The sequence below is a fragment of the Reyranella sp. genome (genome assembly GCF_017305915.1).
Classification (GTDB): Bacteria; Pseudomonadota; Alphaproteobacteria; order Reyranellales; family Reyranellaceae; genus Reyranella.
Genome location: NZ_JAFKJN010000032.1, coordinates 15,266 through 34,677 on the forward strand (window position 1 = coordinate 15,266; position 19,412 = coordinate 34,677).

The 19,412-nt window shown below is 68.1% G+C and carries 19 protein-coding genes; 7 read left to right on the forward strand and 12 right to left on the reverse strand.

Features of this window, described 5'->3' with window-relative positions; genetic code table 11:
* Positions 1–133: 133 nt before the first annotated feature.
* The 4 genes from J0J01_RS27240 to J0J01_RS27255 are packed head-to-tail and all read right to left on the reverse strand — an operon-like array spanning position 134 to position 3,299.
* Positions 134–511 (reverse strand): hypothetical protein, encoded by a 378-nt coding sequence (locus J0J01_RS27240; protein WP_296386559.1) that lies wholly within the window; start codon positions 509–511, stop codon positions 134–136.
* Between the two features lie 9 nt (positions 512–520).
* Positions 521–1,234, reverse strand: coding sequence for an EI24 domain-containing protein (locus tag J0J01_RS27245; RefSeq protein WP_296386561.1), 714 nt, complete (start codon positions 1,232–1,234; stop codon positions 521–523).
* A 6-nt stretch (positions 1,235–1,240) separates the two neighbouring features.
* Positions 1,241–2,404, reverse strand: a complete 1,164-nt coding sequence (locus J0J01_RS27250; RefSeq protein WP_296386563.1) for a CaiB/BaiF CoA-transferase family protein — start codon at positions 2,402–2,404, stop codon at positions 1,241–1,243.
* 31 nt (positions 2,405–2,435) lie between these two features.
* Positions 2,436–3,299, reverse strand: coding sequence for a dienelactone hydrolase family protein (locus J0J01_RS27255; protein ID WP_296386564.1), 864 nt, complete (start codon positions 3,297–3,299; stop codon positions 2,436–2,438).
* 76 nt (positions 3,300–3,375) lie between these two features.
* Between J0J01_RS27255 and J0J01_RS27260 the strand changes: the two genes are divergently transcribed.
* From J0J01_RS27260 to J0J01_RS27280, 5 genes are all read left to right on the forward strand, one after another.
* Positions 3,376–5,070, forward strand: coding sequence for a hypothetical protein (locus J0J01_RS27260; RefSeq protein WP_296386566.1), 1,695 nt, complete (start codon positions 3,376–3,378; stop codon positions 5,068–5,070).
* Between the two features lie 12 nt (positions 5,071–5,082).
* Entirely contained in the window at positions 5,083–5,973 is an 891-nt protein-coding gene (locus tag J0J01_RS27265; RefSeq protein ID WP_296386569.1) for an MBL fold metallo-hydrolase, read from the forward strand.
* 207 nt (positions 5,974–6,180) lie between these two features.
* Positions 6,181–6,954, forward strand: a complete 774-nt coding sequence (locus tag J0J01_RS27270; protein WP_296386571.1) for an SDR family oxidoreductase — start codon at positions 6,181–6,183, stop codon at positions 6,952–6,954.
* Positions 6,951–8,942 carry a pyrroloquinoline quinone-dependent dehydrogenase gene (locus J0J01_RS27275; protein WP_296386572.1) on the forward strand — a complete coding sequence of 664 codons (1,992 nt, stop codon included), beginning with the start codon at positions 6,951–6,953 and terminating at the stop codon, positions 8,940–8,942. Before J0J01_RS27270 ends, J0J01_RS27275 begins: the two co-directional genes overlap by 4 nt.
* Positions 8,939–9,895, forward strand: a complete 957-nt coding sequence (locus tag J0J01_RS27280; protein ID WP_296386574.1) for an alpha/beta fold hydrolase — start codon at positions 8,939–8,941, stop codon at positions 9,893–9,895. Before J0J01_RS27275 ends, J0J01_RS27280 begins: the two co-directional genes overlap by 4 nt.
* A gap of 60 nt (positions 9,896–9,955) precedes the next feature.
* Here the strand turns inward: J0J01_RS27280 and J0J01_RS27285 are convergent, their stop codons facing one another.
* On the reverse strand, positions 9,956–10,636 hold the full coding sequence (locus J0J01_RS27285) for an outer membrane beta-barrel protein (protein ID WP_296386576.1): 681 nt from the start codon (positions 10,634–10,636) through the stop codon (positions 9,956–9,958).
* A gap of 247 nt (positions 10,637–10,883) precedes the next feature.
* Here J0J01_RS27285 and recQ point away from each other — a divergent pair, with 247 nt between their 5' ends.
* Positions 10,884–12,704 carry a DNA helicase RecQ gene (gene recQ, locus J0J01_RS27290; RefSeq protein ID WP_296386578.1) on the forward strand — a complete coding sequence of 607 codons (1,821 nt, stop codon included), beginning with the start codon at positions 10,884–10,886 and terminating at the stop codon, positions 12,702–12,704.
* A gap of 106 nt (positions 12,705–12,810) precedes the next feature.
* On the opposite strand, the gene J0J01_RS27295 is transcribed toward recQ, so the two are convergent.
* The 4 genes from J0J01_RS27295 to J0J01_RS27310 form a co-directional block, all read right to left on the reverse strand.
* Positions 12,811–13,617, reverse strand: coding sequence for a mechanosensitive ion channel family protein (locus tag J0J01_RS27295; protein WP_296386581.1), 807 nt, complete (start codon positions 13,615–13,617; stop codon positions 12,811–12,813).
* 22 nt (positions 13,618–13,639) lie between these two features.
* The gene (locus tag J0J01_RS27300; protein ID WP_296386583.1) at positions 13,640–13,972 is read right to left on the reverse strand and encodes a hypothetical protein; all 333 of its coding nucleotides are present in this window, start codon (positions 13,970–13,972) and stop codon (positions 13,640–13,642) included.
* Positions 13,973–14,048: 76 nt separating this feature from the next.
* On the reverse strand, positions 14,049–15,266 hold the full coding sequence (phaZ, locus tag J0J01_RS27305; RefSeq protein WP_296386585.1) for a polyhydroxyalkanoate depolymerase: 1,218 nt from the start codon (positions 15,264–15,266) through the stop codon (positions 14,049–14,051).
* Positions 15,267–15,546: 280 nt separating this feature from the next.
* A complete protein-coding gene (locus J0J01_RS27310) occupies positions 15,547–16,125 on the reverse strand; it encodes an SCO family protein (RefSeq protein ID WP_296386588.1) in 579 nt (192 codons plus the stop codon).
* A gap of 82 nt (positions 16,126–16,207) precedes the next feature.
* Here J0J01_RS27310 and J0J01_RS27315 point away from each other — a divergent pair, with 82 nt between their 5' ends.
* Positions 16,208–16,843, forward strand: coding sequence for a flavin reductase family protein (locus J0J01_RS27315; protein ID WP_296386590.1), 636 nt, complete (start codon positions 16,208–16,210; stop codon positions 16,841–16,843).
* A gap of 1 nt (position 16,844) precedes the next feature.
* Here the strand turns inward: J0J01_RS27315 and J0J01_RS27320 are convergent, their stop codons facing one another.
* From J0J01_RS27320 to J0J01_RS27330, 3 genes are all read right to left on the reverse strand, one after another.
* Positions 16,845–17,594, reverse strand: a complete 750-nt coding sequence (locus J0J01_RS27320; protein WP_296386592.1) for a DUF2182 domain-containing protein — start codon at positions 17,592–17,594, stop codon at positions 16,845–16,847.
* A gap of 22 nt (positions 17,595–17,616) precedes the next feature.
* Entirely contained in the window at positions 17,617–18,240 is a 624-nt protein-coding gene (locus tag J0J01_RS27325) for a DUF1326 domain-containing protein (RefSeq protein ID WP_296386595.1), read from the reverse strand.
* Between the two features lie 152 nt (positions 18,241–18,392).
* Positions 18,393–19,370, reverse strand: a complete 978-nt coding sequence (locus J0J01_RS27330) for a tripartite tricarboxylate transporter substrate-binding protein (protein WP_296386597.1) — start codon at positions 19,368–19,370, stop codon at positions 18,393–18,395.
* Positions 19,371–19,412: the final 42 nt, after the last annotated feature.

A 19,412-nucleotide genomic window follows, 5' to 3' on the forward strand; every position in this document is an offset into this window, starting at 1 on the left:
ATTTGCAGTCCGGTGTCCGGCGCGTCCGGAGCGTCCGCGCGTGTCCGGCCGAGGGGGGTGGGCCGGATTCCCGGACTCTCGACGAAAACCCTTATGGAATCGGCATCGGAGGTGTCCGGGGGTCGGCTGGATTCTAGCCGATGTCGCGTTTCTGCGCGGCGACCGAGCCCGCGCAGGCGTCGGGCGGCAGCGGCCGCATCTGCGGGTCGAGGGCGTCGGCGAACTGGGCGCGGTCGTTGGTCAGGTAGACGAACAGGGTGCAGGCGTCGGAGGCGTAGCGCAGCGTGCGGGTCGCGGCGTCGCGGCGGTCGAGCCTGGGCTTGCCGAAGGTGGCAGTGAGCTGGCGCTCGTCCATGCCCTTGATCTGGGTGAGCGGGATCGGCTTGCCGGCATTGGCCGAGCGGAACACGCCGGTCTCGCTGGTGCCCAACGCATAGCGCGGCGCCGGCTCGTTGGTGCAGCCGGCGAGCAGGAGGGCGGCCAGGAACAGTGGCCGGGCGGACGGTCTCATGGACCGACCTTAGCGGCCGGCGGTTGGGGAACGGAAGGGCAAGCCCGGGGCGCCGGGCGGGTTGAGCGTTTGTGCCACATGCACCATGGCGGCGGTGCCCAGCACCGGCACGATCAGGTTGAGCACCGGGATGGTGCCCAGGAACACCGCGACGATGCCGGTCAGCCAGAGCGGCCAGGTATTGGCCTTGCGCCAGGCCTTGACCTCGGCCGGGCTCAGGCGGCGCAGCGCCACCTGCTCGTAGTACATGCGGGCCGCCAGCCAGCCGTTGATGGCGTAGAACAGCACCGCGCCCAGGCCGGCCACCCAGATGGCGACGATGTAGAAGGGCAGCATCACCAGGTTCAGCACGATCACCGCGACCAGGAACACCAGGCCGGTCCAGATGCCGGTCCAGACCGGGATGCCGCGCGCCGGCCCGAGCTCGGGATAGTAGCGGTCCTCGACGATGTCGGCGATGCGCTCCATGAAGATCGACACCACGATGCCGAAGCTCGCCGGGAACAGCATCAGCGCCAGCACCACGACGGCGGCGCCGCCCAGCCAGCGGATCAGGCTGTTGATCCAGCCGATCTCGTAATGCGCCCAGCTCTGCAGGCCCCACCAGGCGAAGAGGCCGATCGCGACCTGCAGCACCAGCGACAGCGCCAGCGACTGCCAGAGCACCGCGCGCAGCCGGGGATCGCCGAGCTGGCCGACCGCAAGCTCCCAGGCGCGGATCACGGCCGCTTACTGCGCGCCGATCACGCCGGAGGCCTTCAGCTCGCCCACTTCCTTGGAGGAGAAGCCACGCTCCAGCAGCACCTCGTCGGTGTGCTGGCCGCGCTTGGCGGCGGGGCCCTTGACGCCTTCCTTGGTGCGCGAGAAGCGCGGCGCGGCGGCGGGCTGCGGGAAGCCCTGGATGTCGACATAGGCGTTGCGCGCCTTGGCGTGCGGATGCTGCGACGCCTCCTTCATGGTCAGCACGGGCGCGAAGCAGATGTCGGTGCCCTCCATGATCGCGCACCATTCGTCGCGCGTCCTGGTCTTGAAGATGCCGTCGAGCCGGCTCTTGAACTGCGCCCAGGCGTTGCGGTCGTTCTGGGCCGGCAGGTCCTGGCCCTTGAGCCCGGTCTTCTCCATCAAGAGGTCGTAGAACTGCGGCTCGATCGAGCCGATCGAGACGTACTTGCCGTCCTTGGTCTCGTAGGTGCCGTAGAAGTGCGCGCCGCCGTCGAGCAGGTTCACGCCGCGCTCGCCGTCCTTCCAGATGCCGGCGCCGGCCAGCCCGTAGATGCCGCCCAGCAGCAGCGCCGCGCCGTCGACCATCGCCGCGTCGACCACCTGGCCCTTGCCCGAGCGTTGCGCCTCCAGCAGGCCGCACACCATGCCGAACGCGAGCAGCATGCCGCCGCCGCCGAAGTCGCCGACCAGATTGAGCGGCGGCGTCGGCTTGTCCTTGCCGCCGATCGCATGCAGCGCGCCGGTCAGCGCGATGTAGTTGATGTCGTGGCCGGCCGCCTTGGCGAGCGGGCCTTCCTGGCCCCAGCCGGTCATGCGGCCATAGACCAGCTTCGGGTTGCGCGCCAGGCAGAGATCGGGGCCGAGCCCGAGACGCTCGGCGACGCCGGGGCGGAACGGTTCGGTCACGCCGTCGGCCTTGTCGATCAGGCGCATCACGACCTCGACGCCTTCCTTCTTCTGCAGGTCGACCGACACCGAGCGGCGGCTGCGATTGTGCACGGCGAACTTCGGGTCGGCGAGGCGATCCATGACGTGTGCCTTGGTGCGATCGATGCGGATCACGTCGGCTCCCATGTCGCCCAGCATCATCGAGCACATCGGGCCGGGCCCGATGCCCGCCAGTTCGACGATCGTCAGACCCGAAAGCGGACCGCCCGTGTTGCCAGCCATGACTTTTCCTCCTGCGGAATTCGTGTTCGTTCTAGTGTAGCCCAATGTTCGCGGCCAAGAAGCCCTGCACCCGCTGGATCGCATCGGCATGCGAAGCGGGGTCTTCGCCGGTGATCGGCACGACGCCGTCGCGCGTGGTGTAGTGGGTCAGCTCGCGGCGCTTGAGGTTCGGCCAGTCGAAGTCGTGCCAGGCATCGGGATAGGCGTGATACGCGATGGCGGCGCCCCGCGCCGCTGCGCGATCGACCAGTTCGTGGCGCGGGCCCGCCGGGGTCCAGACGTCCTTGGCGCCGATCAGCACCATCAGCGGGATCGCGGGCGTCCAGTCGGTGCCCATGCGCTTCTCGCTGCACGAGCCGGGATAGAAGGCGATCGCGGCCTGGAAGTCGGGGCCGGTAAAGGCGGCCGGCCGGCCATGACGCTTGCCTAAAGCGAACAGCACCGCGCCGCCGCCGTTCGACCAGCCGATGACGGCGACCTTGTCCTTCGCGACGAACGGCTGCCGCTGCAGCCAGGCGAGGGCTGCATAGGCGTCGCCGGGCCGGCGCAGATAGAGCCATTCCTTGAAGCCCGTGCGCGAGCACATCTCGCCCGCGCCGCGCGGCGTGAAGCTGTCGACCATCAGCACGGCGGCGCCGCGCGCGTTGAGCTTGCCGGCCCATTCCATCTCGCGCGAGACGATGCGATGGCTGGTGGCCGAAATGAGCCCACCGCAGCCATGCAGGAAGACCACCGCCGGCATCGGGCCGCCGCCACTGGGTTTGAACAGGTAGCCGGTAAGCTCGGTCGCCGGCCGGCCGTCGCCGGCATCGAACGCCGGGAAGCGTACGGTGTCCTGCGCGGCGGCGTTGCCCATGACGGCCAGTTGCACGAGCAAGGCGAGCATCCAGCGCATGGCTGGGATGGTAGCCGATTGGCGCGACGCGGTCTAAAGTCCGCGCGCGGCCGGGAGAGTGGCGCGGAGGAAACGGATGCGATTGGCGCGGATCTTGACGGCGGCGACGCTGGCGCTTGCGCTTACGGCAGGCGCATCGGCGCAGCAGGCCCCACCCGCGGCGGATGCCGCCCCGTCGCCGCCCAAGGAATACAACCAGCGGATCCTGGTTCCGGGCTCGTGGTTCCATGGCGTGCACGGCCTCGCCTTCAACAAGGACGACCAGCTGTTCGCGGGCTCGGTGATCGGCCAGGCGATCTACAAGGTGCAGGTCGATTCCGGCGAGGTCGACCGCTTCGTCGATCCGCCGACCGGCATGGCCGACGACATCGCCTTCGCCGACGACGGCACCATGGCGTGGACCGCCTTCCTGATGGGCAAAGTCTACGTCCGCCGCGGCAACAAGACGGTCGAGATCACCGGCTTCTCGGGCCCCAACTCGCTCGCCTTCGCCAAGGATGGCCGGCTGTTCGTGTCGGAGGTCTTCCTCGGCGACGCGCTGTACGAGATCGATCTCAAGAACTTCGACAAGCCGGAGTACAAGGGCGCGCAGAAGAGCGACCTGCGCAAGGTCGCCGAGAAGCTGGGCGGCCTGAACGGCTTCGAGATCAGCCGCGCCGACGGCTTCCTCTACGGGCCGCTGTGGTTCAAGGGCCAGGCGGTGAAGATCAATACGGACAATGGCGCGGTCGAGGTGATCGCCGACGGCTTCAGGATCCCGGCCGCGGCCAACTTCGACGCGAAGAATCCCGACAATCTCTACGTCATCGACACCGGCACCGGCTCGGTGTGGAGCGTCAGCCTGACCAGCAAGGCCAAGAAGCTGGTGGCCTCGCTGAAGCCCGGCCTCGACAATCTCGCCTTCGATTCGCGCGGCCGGCTGTTCGTGAGCTCGATGACCGACAACGGCATCTACCAGGTCGACACCTTCACCGGCGCCGCCAAGACCGTGGTCGAAGGCAAGCTCGCGATCCCGGCCGACATCGCGGTGGTCTCGGAGCACGGCAAGGACACGGTGCACGTGGCCGACGTCTTCAGCTATCGCACGGTCGACGGCAACAGCGGCGCGGTCGCCGACGTGCTGCGCGTGCACGGCGACACCCACGCCTATCCGCTCGGCATCTCGGTCGGGCCCAGCCACATCCTGCTGTCGAGCTGGTTCTCGATGACGGTCGAGAAGGTCGACCGCAAGACCGGCAAGCTGGTCGCCACCCTGGGCGATTTTGCGGCGCCGATGGATGCCGTCGAGATGGCCGACGGCACGCTCTATGTCGCCGAGCTCGGCACCGGCAACCTGGTCAAGGTGAGCGCCGATGGCAAGGAGCGCACGATCGTCGCCAAGGAGCTGCGGGCGCCGGCGGCGCTGGCCAAGGGCAAGGACAACGTCGTCTACGTCACCGAGCATGCCGCGGGCGCGGTCACCCAGATCGACGTGGCGTCGGGCGCGCGCAAGGTCGTGGCCGACGGCCTCGCCGGCCCCGAGGGCATCGATGTCGGGCCCGACGGCAAGCTCTTTGTCGCCGAAGTCGGCCAGAAGCGCGTGGTGACGATCGACCCGGCGACCGGCACCAAGACGGTGATCGCCTCCAACCTCGACATCGGCCTCGAGACCTATCCCGGCGGGCCGCCGGCGCTGATCGTGACCGGCGTCGCGGTCGGCACGGGCGGCACGGTCTATGTCAGCTCCGACCGCCGCAACGCGATGTACAAGCTCACGCCGCCCGCCCGTTGAGGATCTCGGTTCATGCCTGGCATTCCGTTCATCAAGGAGTTCAAGTTCGACTACGGCACGGCGATGGAGGTGACGCCTCTGATCCGCCGCGTCGTGGCGAAGAACCCCAACCCCTTCACCTTCAAGGGCACCGGCACCTACGTCATCGGCCACGGCAAGGTGGCGATCGTCGATCCCGGACCCGACCAGCAGGAGCACATAGACGCCGTGCTCAACGCGGTGCGCGGCGAGACGGTGACGCATCTCTTCGTGACCCACACCCATGTCGACCACGTTCCCGCGACGCCGGCGATGGCCAGGGCGACCGGCGCCAAGGTCTACAGCTACGGCCCGCACCCGACGCCGGCCGGCGTGGCGACCGAGCAGGAGGGCGATTTCTCCTTCGCGCCGGACATCAAGCTCAACGATGGTGACGTCGTGGCCGGCGATGGCTGGAACGTCGAGGCGGTCTATACGCCCGGTCACATCTCCAACCATCTCTGCTTCGCGGTGAAGGAGGACAACGCGTTGCTGTCGGGCGACCACGTCATGGGCTGGTCGACGGCGGTGATCTCGCCGCCCGACGGCAACATGGCCGACTATTTCGCGAGCTTGCGCAAGCTCCTGCCGCGCCCCGAGCAGCTCTTCATCCCGACTCACGGGGCGGAGATCCGCAACCCGCATCCCTTCGTCGAGGCCTATATCGAGCATCGCCTGGGCCGCGAGGCGCAGATCATGGCGCGTCTGAAGGAAGGGCCGCAGACCGTCCCGCAGATGGTCGCCAAGAACTACGCCGACACGCCGCAGCACCTGCACGCCGCCGCCGGCCGCTCGATGCTGGCGCACCTGATCCAGATGGCGAAGGACGGCCGCGTGAAGACCGATGACGGACAGGCGAGGATCGACAGCACTTATCGGCTGTAGAGAAGCACCTTCCTCCCCTTGGCGGAATCCGCCAAGGGGAGGTGTCGCCGTCTGCGCCTTTTCGAACGAAGTTCGAAAAGGCGGAGGCGACGGAGGGGTCATGAGCCGCGCAACTGTGGCTCATGACCCCTCCGCCCGCGAAGACGCGGGCACCTCCCCTTCGCGGGCTCCGCGAAGGGGAGGAGGAACGTTAGGGGAGATGCGACCATGGACCTGAAACTTTCCGGCAAGACCGTTCTCATCACCGGCGGCAGCCGCGGCATCGGCTATGCCTGCGCCGAGGCCTTCGCCGCCGAAGGCTGCGCCGTGCACCTCGCCTCGCGCTCCAGGGAATCGCTGGAAGGCGCGCGCGACAAGATCCGCAGCCGCCACAACGTGCCGGTCGAGATCCATGTCGCCGACTTCTCCAAGGGCGACATGGTGCGCAGCGTGGTCGAGGCGGCCGGTCATGCCGACATCCTGGTCAACAATGCCGGCGCCATCCCGCGCGGCGACGTCTTCGCCATGACCGAGCCCAAGTGGCGCGAGGCGTGGGAGCTCAAGATGTTCGGTTACGTCAACGCCACGCGCGCCATGCTGGAGAAGATGTACGCGCGCAAGAAGGGCGTCGTGGTCAACATCATCGGGCTGGCGGGCGAGAGCTTCAATTACGACTACGTCGCCGGCACGACCGCCAATGCCGGCCTGATGGCCTTCACCCGCGCCGTCGGCTCCAAGAGCGTCGATCACGGCGTGCGCGTGGTGGCGATCAATCCGCCCGGCACGCGCACCGACCGCATGACCACCCTGCTGCGCGGCCAGGCCCAGCAGCAATGGGGCGATCCCGAGCGCTGGCCCGAGCTCACCAAGCACATGCCGTTCGGCCGCCCGGCCGAGCCGAACGAAGTCGCCGATCTCGCGGTGTTCCTGGCGTCGGACCGCGCGAGCTACATCAGCGGCGTGGTCATGACCCTCGACGCCGGCCAGGCCGCCCGGCATTGATCCGGCTGGCGCGACTCGCCCTCCTGGCGCTGCTCGCAGGCGCCGGCGGGGAAGTCTGCGCCCAATCGTTGCCCGGGGCGCTGCCCGCGACCGAGGCGGCGCTGCGGCGGGGCGAATGGCCGGTCTATGGCGGCAGCAACGGTGCGCTGCGCTGGTCGCCCCTGGATTCGATCGACAAGACCAATGCCGCGAAGCTTCAGGTGGTCTGGCGTTGGCGCTCTGCGGATCACGGCGTGCGCGAGCAAAAGCCTGGCATCGCCGCGAGCTTCACCAACGAATCGACGCCGATCATGGTCGGCGGCACGCTCTATGTGAGCACGTCGATGAGTCAGGTCGCGTCGCTCGACGCGGCGACCGGCAAGACCAGGTGGGTCTACGATCCGCGAACCTACGAGAACACCGTCCATCCGGCGAACAACGGCTGGGCCAACATGGGCGTGGCCTACTGGAAGGGCGGCGACGACGAACGCGTCTTCGTCCTGACCGCCGACGCCTACCTGCTGGCGCTCGATGCCCGCACCGGCCAGCCGGCCGCGGGCTTCGGCGACAACGGCCGGGTCGACCTGACGCAAGGCCTGCACCGTCCGTTCCCGCGCGGCGACTACACCAACCAGGCGCCGCCGCTGGTCGTGGGTGACGTCGTGGTGGCGGGCTCCTCGATCTGGGACTTCTGGGGCAAGCATCCGCCGGCGCCGGGCGACGTGCGCGGCTTCGACGCGCGCACCGGCAAGACGCTGTGGACCTTCCACACCATTCCCCAGGCTGGCGAGCCGGGCGTCGAGACCTGGCAGAACGAGTCCTGGCGCGACACCGGCAACGCCAACGTCTGGGCGCCGATGAGCGCCGACGACCAACTCGGCACGGTCTACCTGCCCGTCAGCACGCCGTCGAACGACTACTATGGCGGCCACCGTCCGGGCGATGGGCTGTACGGCGACAGCCTGGTCTGCCTCGACGCGAAGACCGGCCGCAAAGTCTGGCATTTCCAGACGGTGCATCACGGTCTGTGGGACTACGACCTGCCGGCGGCGCCGACCCTGCTCGACATCACGGTCGACGGCCGGCCGATCAAGGCGGTGGCGCAAGTCACCAAGCAGAACTTCCTGTTCGTGTTCGACCGCGCCACCGGCACGCCGGTGTGGCCGATCGAGGAGCGCCCGGTGCCGCCGTCGACAGTCGAAGGCGAGCACGCGTCGCCGACGCAGCCCTTCCCGACCAGGCCGGCACCCATCGACTTCCAGGGCATCGGCGAGCAAGACCTGATCGACTTCACGCCCGAGCTGCGTGCCGGGGCAAAGGAGATCTTGAACCGTTACGACTACGGCCCGCTCTACACGCCGCCCACCCTGCGCGGCACGGCGACCAACCCCAGCGTCGCCGGCGGCGGCAACTGGCAGGGCGCGGCGGTCGATCCCGAAAGCGGCATGCTCTACGTCGAGACGCAGCGCAATCCGTTCGTCGTGACCTTGCGCCGGCCGATGCCCTACGAGCAGCCCTACGCGCTGATCGGCAGTTTCCGGCCGCTGTCCGGGCCGAAGGGCCTGCCGATCCTCAAGCCGCCTTATGCCAGCCTGCTGGCGATCGACATGAACGCCGGCGAGCATCGCTGGCGGGTGCCGCTCGGCCGCGGCCCGGTCGACGATCCGGCCTTGCGCGCGGCCGGCGTGCGCGGCCCCCTGGGCAATCCCTACACGCGCGGCTGGGCGCTGGTGACCAGATCGCTGCTCTTCGCCGTGCAGTCGGGCCGCTTCGTCAATCCGCGGCCGGGTCCCGATCGCGGGCGTCCTGTGTTGGAGATCCAGCAGCGCGACACCAACCTCTGGGTCTACGACAAGGCGACCGGCGCCCTGCTGGCCGAGATCCCGGTCGGCAACAATGCCGGCGGCGCGCCGATCACCTATCTCGCAGACGACCGGCAGTTCATCGTCTTCCCGGTCGGCGGCGGCATCGGCACCGCCGAGGAGCTGGTCGCGGTGGCGCTGCCGTGATCGCGCGCCGGACCATGCTGGTCGCGCTCGCACTGCTGCCGTTGCCGGCGCGCGCCAGCTATCCCGAGTACCGCCTGCCCGACGACGTCGTGGCCCGCCGCGTGACCTTTCTCAGCGAGGGCACGCCCCTGGTCGGCCACCTCGTGCAAACCAAGGCAAGGCTGGGCCAGCGCCTGCCGACCGTCATCCTGTGCCAGGGCACGGGCGGGCTGCAGCACTACCACCTCGCGCAGGCGGTCACCTTCGCGCGCGCGGGCTACACCGTCATGACCTTCGACTATCGCGGCTGGGGAGAGAGTCGCGGCCGGCTGATGCCGGTCGACCGGACGGCGCCGCCGCGCCGCGACGGCCAGCCGGCAGCCGTCCAGGCGATCGAGGTGCGCGAGACGGTCGATCCGGTGGAGCAGACGCTCGACGTGCTGGCGGTGATCGCCTTCGCGGTCGGCGAGCCCGAGGTCGATGCCAGCCGGCTCGGCCTGTGGGGCACCAGCCTCGGCGCGGGCATCGCAGTGTCGGCAATGCTGCTGGATATGCGCGTTAAGGCAGTGGTGGCGCAGGTCGGCGCCTACGACCTGCGCCGCGGCGGCGCCGGCCTCGACGAGGACCGCGCGCAGGCGACGAAGCGCGCGCACGGCGATCGGCCCTATCCGCCGCCGCAACCGCGGATCGCGGGCCAGCTGCATGGCCACATGATCCGCGAGCACTACCAGATCTTCGCGCCGATCGAGGAGCTGGGCCGGCGGCCCCATCCGGCGGCGATGTTGATCATCGATGCCGCCAACGACGAGCTGATCGACATCCGCCAGCACGGCCAGCGCCTGTACGAGCGCTTGACCGGCCCCAAGCAGCGCGTCGTGCTGCCGGGCATCCGGCACTACGACATCTATCGCGGCGAGCCGCTGGAGCAGGCCCGGAAGCTGGCGGTCGATTGGTACGACGCCCAGCTCAAATAGAAACCGCGCGGCACTGGAGGGGCATCCAGCGCCGCGCGGCTCCCGGTTCTGGAGGAGGCGTCAGAACCGGTAGTTGAAGCCCACGCGCACGAGGTTGCCGATCGAGCGCTCGTCGACACTGGTCGAGGCCGGCGTCGACAGGGACGTGTCCGGCGTGCCGATCCACAGATACTCGAGCTTGGCCGACCAGCGCTCGTTCAGCTTGCCTTCGACGCCCCCGCCGAAGGTGTAGGTCCAGAAGTTGCGCGAGTTGTCGAACGAGCCGAACTGCGAGTCGAAGCCCGACAGCCGCTGCTGGCCCCACACCGCGCCGCCGGTGACGTAGGGCATTACCGAGCCGACCGGATAGCCCACGCGGGCCCGGAAGGTCGCGAACCACGGCATGCTCTGGGTGGCGTTGATGAACGACGGCCCGGCGCCGCCGGTGACGCCGCCGGTCATGGTCGAGCCCTGGAAGTCGATTTCGCCGCCCAGCAGGACGGGGCCGAGCAGGTAGTTGTAGCCGGCCTGGGCGCCGCCCACGAACCCGCTGCTGGTGCCGTTGAAGCCGCCGCCGGTGTTGTTCTCGACGATCGAGGCCGAGGGCGTGCTCCACATGCCGCCGGCATTGAGGCCGGCGTAGAAGCCGTCCCATTGGTTGTTGCCCTGGGCGTGCGCCGCGAACGGCAAGGCCGTCGTCGCCGCAAGGACCGCCGCCGATGACACAATAGTGGCGACGATCGAGTTACGCTTCGTTTTCATCTTTGACACTCCACGCATTGAAGAGGGGACGTCGGTGGGTGCGAGGAGTGAGCCGCCCAAACGCGGCGCTCGCGCGGCATCACTGAGGAGGTGGCGTGACCGGCATTTGCAGTGTCACTCCTGCATCAGTCAGGTCGCCAGTACCAAGGCGCGTGTATTGGATGTGAGACGACAACCAGAGATTGCTTGATCCGAATCGATCCACAGTGCAGCACTGCTGTCGCGACGCTACGGTGCCCCACAATCCATGTCCGCTTCCCTCGCCACGGCACACGATCTGTTGCATTCGGTCTTCGGCTTCGGCGGTTTCCGCCCGGGGCAGGAAGAAATCGTGCAGGCCGTGCTCGACGGCGAGGACGTGCTGGCGATCATGCCGACCGGCTCGGGCAAATCGCTGTGCTACCAGCTACCGGCGATCGCCCGACCCGGCCTCACCGTCGTGGTCTCGCCGCTGATCGCGTTGATGCGCGACCAGGTGCGCGCGCTCAGCGCCGCCGGCGTCGCGGCCGGCAGCCTCAACTCGAGCAACGAGCCGGCCGAGAACGGCCGCGTCATGAAGCTCCTGCGCCAGCGCGAGCTGCGCCTGCTCTATGTCGCGCCGGAGCGGCTGGCGCGGCCCGACACGGTCGAGATGCTGTGCGAGAGCGACGTGCGGCTGATGGCGATCGACGAGGCGCACTGCGTCTCGCAATGGGGCCACGACTTCCGGCCCGAGTACCTGTCGCTCGGCACCCTCGGCCGCCAGATCGGCGGCAAGCTGCAGACCATGGCGCTGACCGCCACGGCCGACGGGCCGACCCGCAGCGACATCGCCGACAAGCTGTTCGACAAGCCGCCGCGCACCTTCGTGCGCAGCTTCGACCGGCCCAACCTCAAGCTTGCCTTCAGGTCCAAGGAGCGCTCGTCGCGCCAGGTCGTGGCCTTCGTGCGCGAGCATCCGGCCGAGAGCGGCATCGTCTACTGCGCCTCGCGCCGCAAGGTCGAGGAGCTGGCCGAGACCCTGCGCAAGGAAGGCGTCGACGCGCTGCCCTACCATGCCGGCCTCGACAAGGCGGTGCGCGACCGCAACCAGGACACCTTCCAGCAGAAGGACGGCGTGGTGATGACCGCGACCGTCGCCTTCGGCATGGGCATCGACAAGCCCGACGTGCGCTTCGTCTGCCACGCCGACCTGCCGGCCAATGTCGAGGCCTACTACCAGGAGATCGGCCGCGCCGGCCGCGATGGCCTGCCGGCCGACACGCTGACGCTCTATGGCCTGGGCGACATGCAGCTGCGCCGCATGCAGATCGAGCAGAGCGAGACGCCGGACGAGCGCAAGCGCGTCGAGCGCCAGCGCCTCAACGCGCTGCTGGCCTTGGCCGAGGCGCCGCGCTGCCGCCGCCAGACCCTGCTCGCCTATTTCGGCGAGAGCTCCGAGCCGTGCGGCAACTGCGATCTCTGCCAGGAAGGGGTCGAGCGCTTCGACGCCACCATCGAGGCGCAGAAGGCGATGTCGGCGATCGTGCGCACCGGCGAGCGCTTCGGCATGGAGCACCTGGTCGCGATCCTGACCGGCGACAGCACCGACAACGTGCAGCGCTACAACCATCACAAGCTGCCGACCTTCGGTGTCGGCAAGGACCGGAAGGCGGCCGAATGGCGCTCGATCTTCCGCCAGCTCTCGGCGACCGGCCTGATCCAGCAGGACTTCCTCGAGCATGGCCGCTGGTTCGTCACCGATGCCGGTTGGCAGGTGCTGAAGGGCAGCCAGCGCATCGAGCTGCGCAAGGAGATGGCGCAACCCAAGACATCGCGCCGCGAAAAGAAGGCCGCTGCCGCATCGCTCGTCGTCGGCGATGCCGATAGCGCTTTGTTGACCGCGCTGAAGGGCCTGCGGGCCAAGCTCGCGCAGGCGCAGCGCGTGCCGGCCTATGTCGTTTTCTCCGATCGGACGCTGATCGAGCTGGCGACGCACCGGCCGGATAGCCTGCGCGCCATGCGGGAAATCCATGGCGTGGGCGATGCCAAGCTCGAACGGTATGGCGCGGCCTTCCTGGAGGTCATCCAGGGGTCCGCCTCGCCTTGATCGGCCGATAGCGGCCGTCGCGACCGAGACTAGAGCAACAACAACGCCGTGCGCGCATTTCCGGGCAGATGGAACCGCTCGCGGTTCCATCTGCCCGGAAATCGCTCTAGTCGGCGGCGCGCGCCTCCTCGCGCTGCGGGGCGCGGCGCTGGAATTCCTCCTTCACCGCGCGATTGAGGTCGAAGCGGACCTGCATGGCCTGCGGCCGCGCCACCCAGGCGCGGATGACCAGCACGTAGTTGCCGTCGTTCACCGTGTCGACGCCGATCTGCGCCACCCGCTCGATGCGCCTGTCCTTGTCGACCAGCTCCTGCGCGCGGGCGATTGCGGTCTCGAGGTCGTCGCTGGCCGGTCGGGTGAACTTGAGCTCGACCCGCTCGGTATCGTTGCGCGACGGCACCTTGACGATCTCGCCCCACAGCTTGCCGTTGGGGAAGATCACCCGCACGTTGTCGTCGGTGTCGAGCTCGCTGTAGAACAGGTTGATCTCGCGCACCGTGCCGACGATGCCGCCCGCCTCGATGCGGTCGCCGATATGGAACGGCCGGAACAGCACCAGCATGATGCCGGCGGAGAGGCTGCTGAGCGTGCCCTGCAGCGCCAGGCCGACGGCGATGCCGAGCGCGCCGATGACCGCGACGAAGCTGGTCGTGGCGACGCCGAAGGTCGACAGCACCGCGCTGAAGGTGAGGATGAGGACGAGATAGCGCGCCGCGTTGGCCAGGAAGAGCGTGACCGTACGGTCGATCCGCTGGGTGCGTGCCAGCAGCCGCTCGACGGCGTTGTACAGCAGCCGCGACGCCATCCAGCCGGCGGCCAGGATGACGATCGCGCCGACGACGCGCAGGCCATAGGTGGTGATCAACGCCACCAGGGTATTGGCGGCGTTGGTCCACTGTTCTTCGAAATGCATCGACTAGATCAACGCCCCAAGGTCAGTTCCAGTGACCCTCGACATAGACCCAGCCGCGCGGGCGCTGTTCCCAGCGGCCCGGCATCCACTCGGCGCGCGGCCGCGGACGGGCCATGTAGCGGCCCTCGACCCAGACGTGCTCATGGCCGTTCCAGCGCCAGTAGCCGGGCTGCCAGCGCTCGACCTCGACGCGTTCCGGCGGCAGGGTCGGCACCACCTCGACCCGCGGGGGCGGCGGCGCGGCGGGGATGTAGATCTCGGCCTGGAGCTGCGCCAGGGCGGGGGCGGCCACGACGGCGACGCCGGCCAGGACGGTAAACCCGCCGATCAGGCGGCGGCGCGAGACGTTATTCATTCAAATCCTCCGTGCGGGACACCGTTTGTAACGGTGACCCGCCGGAGCGGTTGCCGCGGGCTGTGGCGGAGTTGTGTCAGCCGTCGTTGGCGCGGATGAAGTCGCGGACCCGCGGCAGGATCTGCTCGCGCCACTTGCGGCCGTTGAAGATGCCGTAGTGGCCGACCCGCGGCTGCTCCCAATGCACATGGCGTGCGCCCGGGATGTTCGGGGTCAGGGCGTGCGCCGCCTTGGTCTGGCCGAGGCCGGAGATGTCGTCGAGCTCGCCCTCGACCGTCATCAGCGCGGTCTCGATGCGCGCCGGCTCGATCGGCCGACCGCGGCTCACCCAGACGCCGCGCGGCAGCTGGTGCTCCTTGAAGACGATCTCGATGGTCTGCAGGTAGAACTCGGCGGTGAGGTCCATCACCGCGAGATACTCGTCGTAGAACTTGCGATGCGCCTCTGCCGGATCGTCGTCGCCTTTGATCAGGTGCTCGAACTGGCGCAGGTGGGCGTTGACGTGCCGGTCGAAGTTCATGGTGATGAAGCTGGTGAGCTGCACGAAGCCCGGATAGACGCGGCGCATCGCGCCCGGATAGGTGAGCGGCACCGTCGAGATCACGTTCTGGCGGAACCACATCATCGAGTTGCGCATCGCGAGATCGTTCGGGACGGTCGGGCTGATGCGGGTGTCGATCGGGCCGCCCATCAGGGTGAGCGAGCGCGGCTGGCGCGGATCGCGCGCTTGCGCCATCAGCGAGGCGGCGCCCAGCACCGGCACCGACGGCTGGCAGACCGCGATCACGTGCACGTCGGGCGCGAGGTAGCGGCAGAATTCGATGATGTAGTCGATGTAGTCGTCGAGATCGAAGTTGCCGTGCGCCAGCGGCACATCGCGCGCATCGATCCAGTCGGTGATGTAGACGTCGTGCTCGGGCAGCAGCGCCTCGACCGTGCCGCGCAGCAGGGTGGCGTAGTGGCCGCTCATCGGCGCCACCAGCAGCACCTTGGGATGGCGCTCGGTCGTGTCGCGACGGAAGTGGAGCAGCTGGCCGAACGGCTTGCGCAGCAGGATCTCCTCGTTGACCGCGACGGTCTTGCCGGCGACCTCGGTGGTCGCGAGGCCGAACGCCGGCTTGCCGTAGGTGCGCGTCAGCCGCGAGATGATCTCGGCGCCGGCCGCCATCGACTTGCCCCACCACGTGTCGGTCAGCGGGTTGTAGGGACTCGACGAGACACTCTCGAGCGCGTTGGCCCAGAGCCGAACGGGCTCGGCGAACTGACGCTGCAGCTCGTACGCGTGATACAACATATTGGGCATTATCATGGCAGGCACACACTCGCAGGGGACCATTCAACGACGGGAGAGGACCATCGCTGCACTGCCACACAGAGGACGCAGGGGTTGCGTCCCGGGTGCCTGGGCGTCATCGGACAGCGCGCGCGAGCAGCGGCACGGGCCGAGCGCTCAACGTCTTGGGCAAACTTTCACTCCCCCGCCGACGCTGTCTTTTTGACGTCATTGTTCGCCGGCGCCCTTGGAGAGTCGGGTGTCCGACCTCTGGTGTCAAGATCGGTGCCTCCTGGCGAAACTAAAGAAGTCGCTGGACAGCCTTCGCGATCGCCTCGGCCTTCGCTTCGTGCGTGAAGTGGGTGACGAAGCGGCCGTTGCGGTCGAGCACGTAGACGATCGAGGAATGGTCCATCAGGTACGGATCGCCGTCCTTGCCGGGCCGCTTCTGGTAGTAGACGCGATAAGCGCGCGCGGCCTGCGCGATCTGCTCCGGCGTGCCGGTGAGGCCGATGAAGCTCGGGCTGAAATTCTCGACATAACCCTTGATCAGCTCGGGCGTGTCGCGCTCGGGATCGATGGTGATGAACACCAGGTTCACCTTCTTGGGCACATCGGGGCCGAGCTGCTCGATCGCCGTCTCCATCAGCAGCAGCGAGGTCGGGCAGACGTCGGGGCAGAAGGCGTAGCCGAAATAGATCAGCGTCGGCTTGCCCTTGAGCCTGTCGCTCGAGAAGGGCTTGCCGTTCTGGTCGACGAGGGCGAATGGCCCGCCGAGGCTGGGCTGCTTGCCCTGCCAGGCATCCCAGCCGATCCAGCCGGCGGCGCCGACCAGAACGGCGATCCAGACGGCGAGCAGGGCTTTCATGGTGCGCGACATGGGCGGAATTTGAGGCCGCGCCGCGCTCTCGACAAGCCGGACCGCAGGTCGCACAACAGGAGTTGAAGCACTGGGAGTGTGAATGTTCTACGATGCCGCCAAGCGAGACCACGGCCTCGCGCAGGATCCGCTGAAGTCGCTGATCGTGCCGCGGCCGATCGGCTGGATCTCGACGATCGACGGCCAGGGCCGGGTCAACCTGGCGCCCTACAGCTTCTACAACGCCGTCAGCGAATTCCCGCCGATGGTCTACTTTGCCATCACCGGTCGCTACGGCGACACCCCGACCAAGCACAGCCGCATGAACGCCGAGGAGACCGGCGAGTTCGTGGTCAACATGGTGGCCGGCACGCTCACCGAGAGGATGAACATCACCACCTCGATGGTGGCCTACGGCATCGACGAGATGAAGCTCGCCGGCCTCACGCCCGCGCCGTGCAAGTACGTGAAGCCGCCGCGCGTGGCCGAATCGCCGGTGGCGCTGGAGTGCAAATACTGGAAGACGCTCGAGATCCCGGTCGAGCCGGGCCACGAGAACCACAGCGCTTCGGTGGTGTTCGGCCAGGTGGTCGGCGTGCACATCGACGACAGCATCCTGAAGGACGGCCGGGTCGACGTGATGGCGTTCCGTCCGGTCGCACGGCTGGGCTACAGCGAATACACCACGACCGAGAACGTCTGGAAGATGCGCCGTCCCGACGATCCGAAGTACCAGTAGGTTAGCCCGACGCCAGCAACCAGGCGCCGTAGCCCGTCAGCAGCACGCCGCCGATCCGGCCGGCCCAGGTCCCCGACGACAGCTTCTCGAGCAGGACGACGATGGCGAGACCGGCGACCCAGACCAGGTTCATCACGCCGACCGCGAACAGCAGCAGCATCAGGACCCAGCAGCAGCCCAGGCAATAGAGGCCGTGCGTCACGCCCATGCGCAGCGCGCCACCCGGGCCGTCGCGCCAGTGGTTGACGACGAAGTCGAGCGGTGAGCGGCAGAGGCGCAGGCAGGAGAGCTTCACCGGCGTGAACTGATAGAGGCCGGCCAACACGAACAGCAGGCCGCCGAGCTGCCGGCTGTCGATCGTCATGTCCATCGCGGAGAGCAAGGCGCCGCGTTCGAGCGCCCATTGCGCCAGCGTGGCCGCGACGCTGAAGCCTCCCCAGGCCAGCAGATAGCCCGCGGCGAACAGGGCCGCGGGCACATAGGGCTGTTGGCGCGCGCGCCGTTGCCGGTTGACGGTGGCGAAGGTCAGGATCATCGGCGCGACGCCCGGCAACATCATGCCGACCATCATCACCCACCACATCGCGAACAGCAGGCTGAGCTCGACCGCGCTCTTGGGCGGCATCACCATCGTGCGGTCCATGCCCGCCATCGCGGTCGTCATGTCGGCCGCTGCGATGAAGAGGTAGATCCACGCCAGCCCGGCGACGCCTGCCAGCGCCGCGACGATCACGACGCGCTGGCGCCGCATCAGGTCCAATCAGGCGGCCCTCTCAGGCCGCCCACGCGAACGGCGCGAAATGACCGTTGTTGCCCTTGCCGAGCAGGCTGAGGGAGAGGCCGAAGCCCTGCACTTCGGTTTTCTTCGACCGGGCGAGCGCGAGCCGGCGATTGGCGGGATGGGCGGTGTTGTCGATATAGAACGGCTCGCCCGAGCGGTTGCGCGAGGCCACGCCCTCGATCTCGAAGCTCAGGATGCCCGGGATGTCGGCGAGCCGGCTCAAGCCCTCGGCCGTGAAATCGATCCGCCTGTATTCGACGCCGCGGAAGTCCTTCACCAGGTTGTCGCGGATCATCTGCGGCGGCCCGCCGGCCGTGCCGCTCACGATCTCGGTCAGGGCCTTGCGCTGCGCCTCGCTCGCGCTTTCGTCGACCACGACGCCGAACACCCAGCCGCCGTCGGCCATGACCCGTCCGGAGCGGATGACCAGGGCGAACTTCAGGCCGTCCAGGGAAACCGCGCCGTGGCGGCCGCGATCGACGCGGTAGACCATCAGCGCGTAGCAATGCTCATGCGTCGCCGGCGCCTGGGGGTTGGTGTAGATGCAGGGACAGAGATAGTCGCAGTTGCAGCTTTCCATGTACTGGCCGCTCAGTTCCCACGTCTTCTCAGCCATCGGAGCCTCCGTGCTCTGAAGGAAAGTCTATCGTACTTCGAGGCTGGGAGCGCGGCACTCCGTGCCGCTCTCCTGTCATCCTGAGGCGCAGCCGAAGGATCCTTCGCTTCGCTCAGGATGACGTGATGCGCCACGGAGTGGCGCGCTCCCAGCTATTCGATCTTGATATTGGCCGCCTTGATCAGCGGCCACCACAGCTTGATCTCCGCTTCGTGATGGGCGCGCAGGGCCTGCGGCGTCTGTTGCGCCGCGTCGGGAATCTCCTGGCCGAGCCCGATGAATTTCTCGCGCACCTGCGGGTCGGCCAGAGCCTCGATGATCGCGGCCGTCAGCTTCGCCTGCACGTCCTTCGGCGTGCCCTTCGGCGCCCACAGCCCGTGCCAGACGGCGATGTAGAGGCCGGGCAGGCCCGCTTCGTCGACGGTCGGGACGTCCGGCAGCGTCTTCAGGCGCTGCTTGGCGGTCACCGCGAACACCTTGATCTTACCGGCCTGGATCTGCGGGATCGAGTTCGCGGCCTGGTCGAACATGATGTCGATCTGGCCGGCGACGAGATCCTGCAGCGCCGGACCGCCGCCGCGATAGGGAATGAAGCGCACCTTGGCGCCGGCCTTCTCCTCGAAGTAGAGGCCGCCGATGTGGGAGGCGGCACCCACCCCCGCCGTTCCCGCCGTGACCTTGTCGGGATTGGCCTTGGCATAGGCGATCAGCTCTTTCAGGTCGGTGGCGGGGAACTCCTTGCGGGTCACCAGGAGCTGCGGATTGGTGGCGATGAAGGACAGCGGCTCGAGGTCGTCGAGGATGTTGAAGTTCAGCGGATAGATCGCCGGATTGACGACGTGCGTGCTCCAGTGGCCGATGCCGATGGTGTAGCCGTCGGGCGCCGCGCGCACGACGCGCGCGACGCCGATCGTGCCGGCGGCGCCGGTCGTGTTCTCGACGATCACCGTCTGGCCGAGCGTCCGGCTCATTCGCTCCGCCAGGATGCGGGCCAGCGTGTCGGTCGGGCCGCCCGCGGTGAACGGCACGACGATCGTGACCTGCTTCGAAGGGAAGGTCTGTGCGTCGGCGCCGCCGGCTGCGAGGCAGGTGGCCGCCATCATCAGGCCCGCGATGATCCTTCTACGCATGATCGTCCCCCCAATCATTTTTACTGATTATTGTCTCTGTCG

What these genes read in the sequence shown, in the direction of transcription:
- J0J01_RS27240 (WP_296386559.1), bottom strand. Translation starts at nt 511, where the DNA reads ATGAGACCGTCCGCCCGGCCACTGTTCCTGGCCGCCCTCCTGCTCGCC.
- J0J01_RS27250 (WP_296386563.1), bottom strand. Translation starts at nt 2,404, where the DNA reads ATGGCTGGCAACACGGGCGGTCCGCTTTCGGGTCTGACGATCGTCGAA.
- J0J01_RS27255 (WP_296386564.1), bottom strand. Translation starts at nt 3,299, where the DNA reads ATGCGCTGGATGCTCGCCTTGCTCGTGCAACTGGCCGTCATGGGCAAC.
- J0J01_RS27260 (WP_296386566.1), top strand. Translation starts at nt 3,376, where the DNA reads ATGCGATTGGCGCGGATCTTGACGGCGGCGACGCTGGCGCTTGCGCTT.
- J0J01_RS27265 (WP_296386569.1), top strand. Translation starts at nt 5,083, where the DNA reads ATGCCTGGCATTCCGTTCATCAAGGAGTTCAAGTTCGACTACGGCACG.
- J0J01_RS27270 (WP_296386571.1), top strand. Translation starts at nt 6,181, where the DNA reads ATGGACCTGAAACTTTCCGGCAAGACCGTTCTCATCACCGGCGGCAGC.
- J0J01_RS27285 (WP_296386576.1), bottom strand. Translation starts at nt 10,636, where the DNA reads ATGAAAACGAAGCGTAACTCGATCGTCGCCACTATTGTGTCATCGGCG.
- recQ (WP_296386578.1), top strand. Translation starts at nt 10,884, where the DNA reads ATGTCCGCTTCCCTCGCCACGGCACACGATCTGTTGCATTCGGTCTTC.
- J0J01_RS27295 (WP_296386581.1), bottom strand. Translation starts at nt 13,617, where the DNA reads ATGCATTTCGAAGAACAGTGGACCAACGCCGCCAATACCCTGGTGGCG.
- J0J01_RS27300 (WP_296386583.1), bottom strand. Translation starts at nt 13,972, where the DNA reads ATGAATAACGTCTCGCGCCGCCGCCTGATCGGCGGGTTTACCGTCCTG.
- phaZ (WP_296386585.1), bottom strand. Translation starts at nt 15,266, where the DNA reads ATGTTGTATCACGCGTACGAGCTGCAGCGTCAGTTCGCCGAGCCCGTT.
- J0J01_RS27310 (WP_296386588.1), bottom strand. Translation starts at nt 16,125, where the DNA reads ATGTCGCGCACCATGAAAGCCCTGCTCGCCGTCTGGATCGCCGTTCTG.
- J0J01_RS27315 (WP_296386590.1), top strand. Translation starts at nt 16,208, where the DNA reads ATGTTCTACGATGCCGCCAAGCGAGACCACGGCCTCGCGCAGGATCCG.
- J0J01_RS27320 (WP_296386592.1), bottom strand. Translation starts at nt 17,594, where the DNA reads ATGCGGCGCCAGCGCGTCGTGATCGTCGCGGCGCTGGCAGGCGTCGCC.
- J0J01_RS27325 (WP_296386595.1), bottom strand. Translation starts at nt 18,240, where the DNA reads ATGGCTGAGAAGACGTGGGAACTGAGCGGCCAGTACATGGAAAGCTGC.
- J0J01_RS27330 (WP_296386597.1), bottom strand. Translation starts at nt 19,370, where the DNA reads ATGCGTAGAAGGATCATCGCGGGCCTGATGATGGCGGCCACCTGCCTC.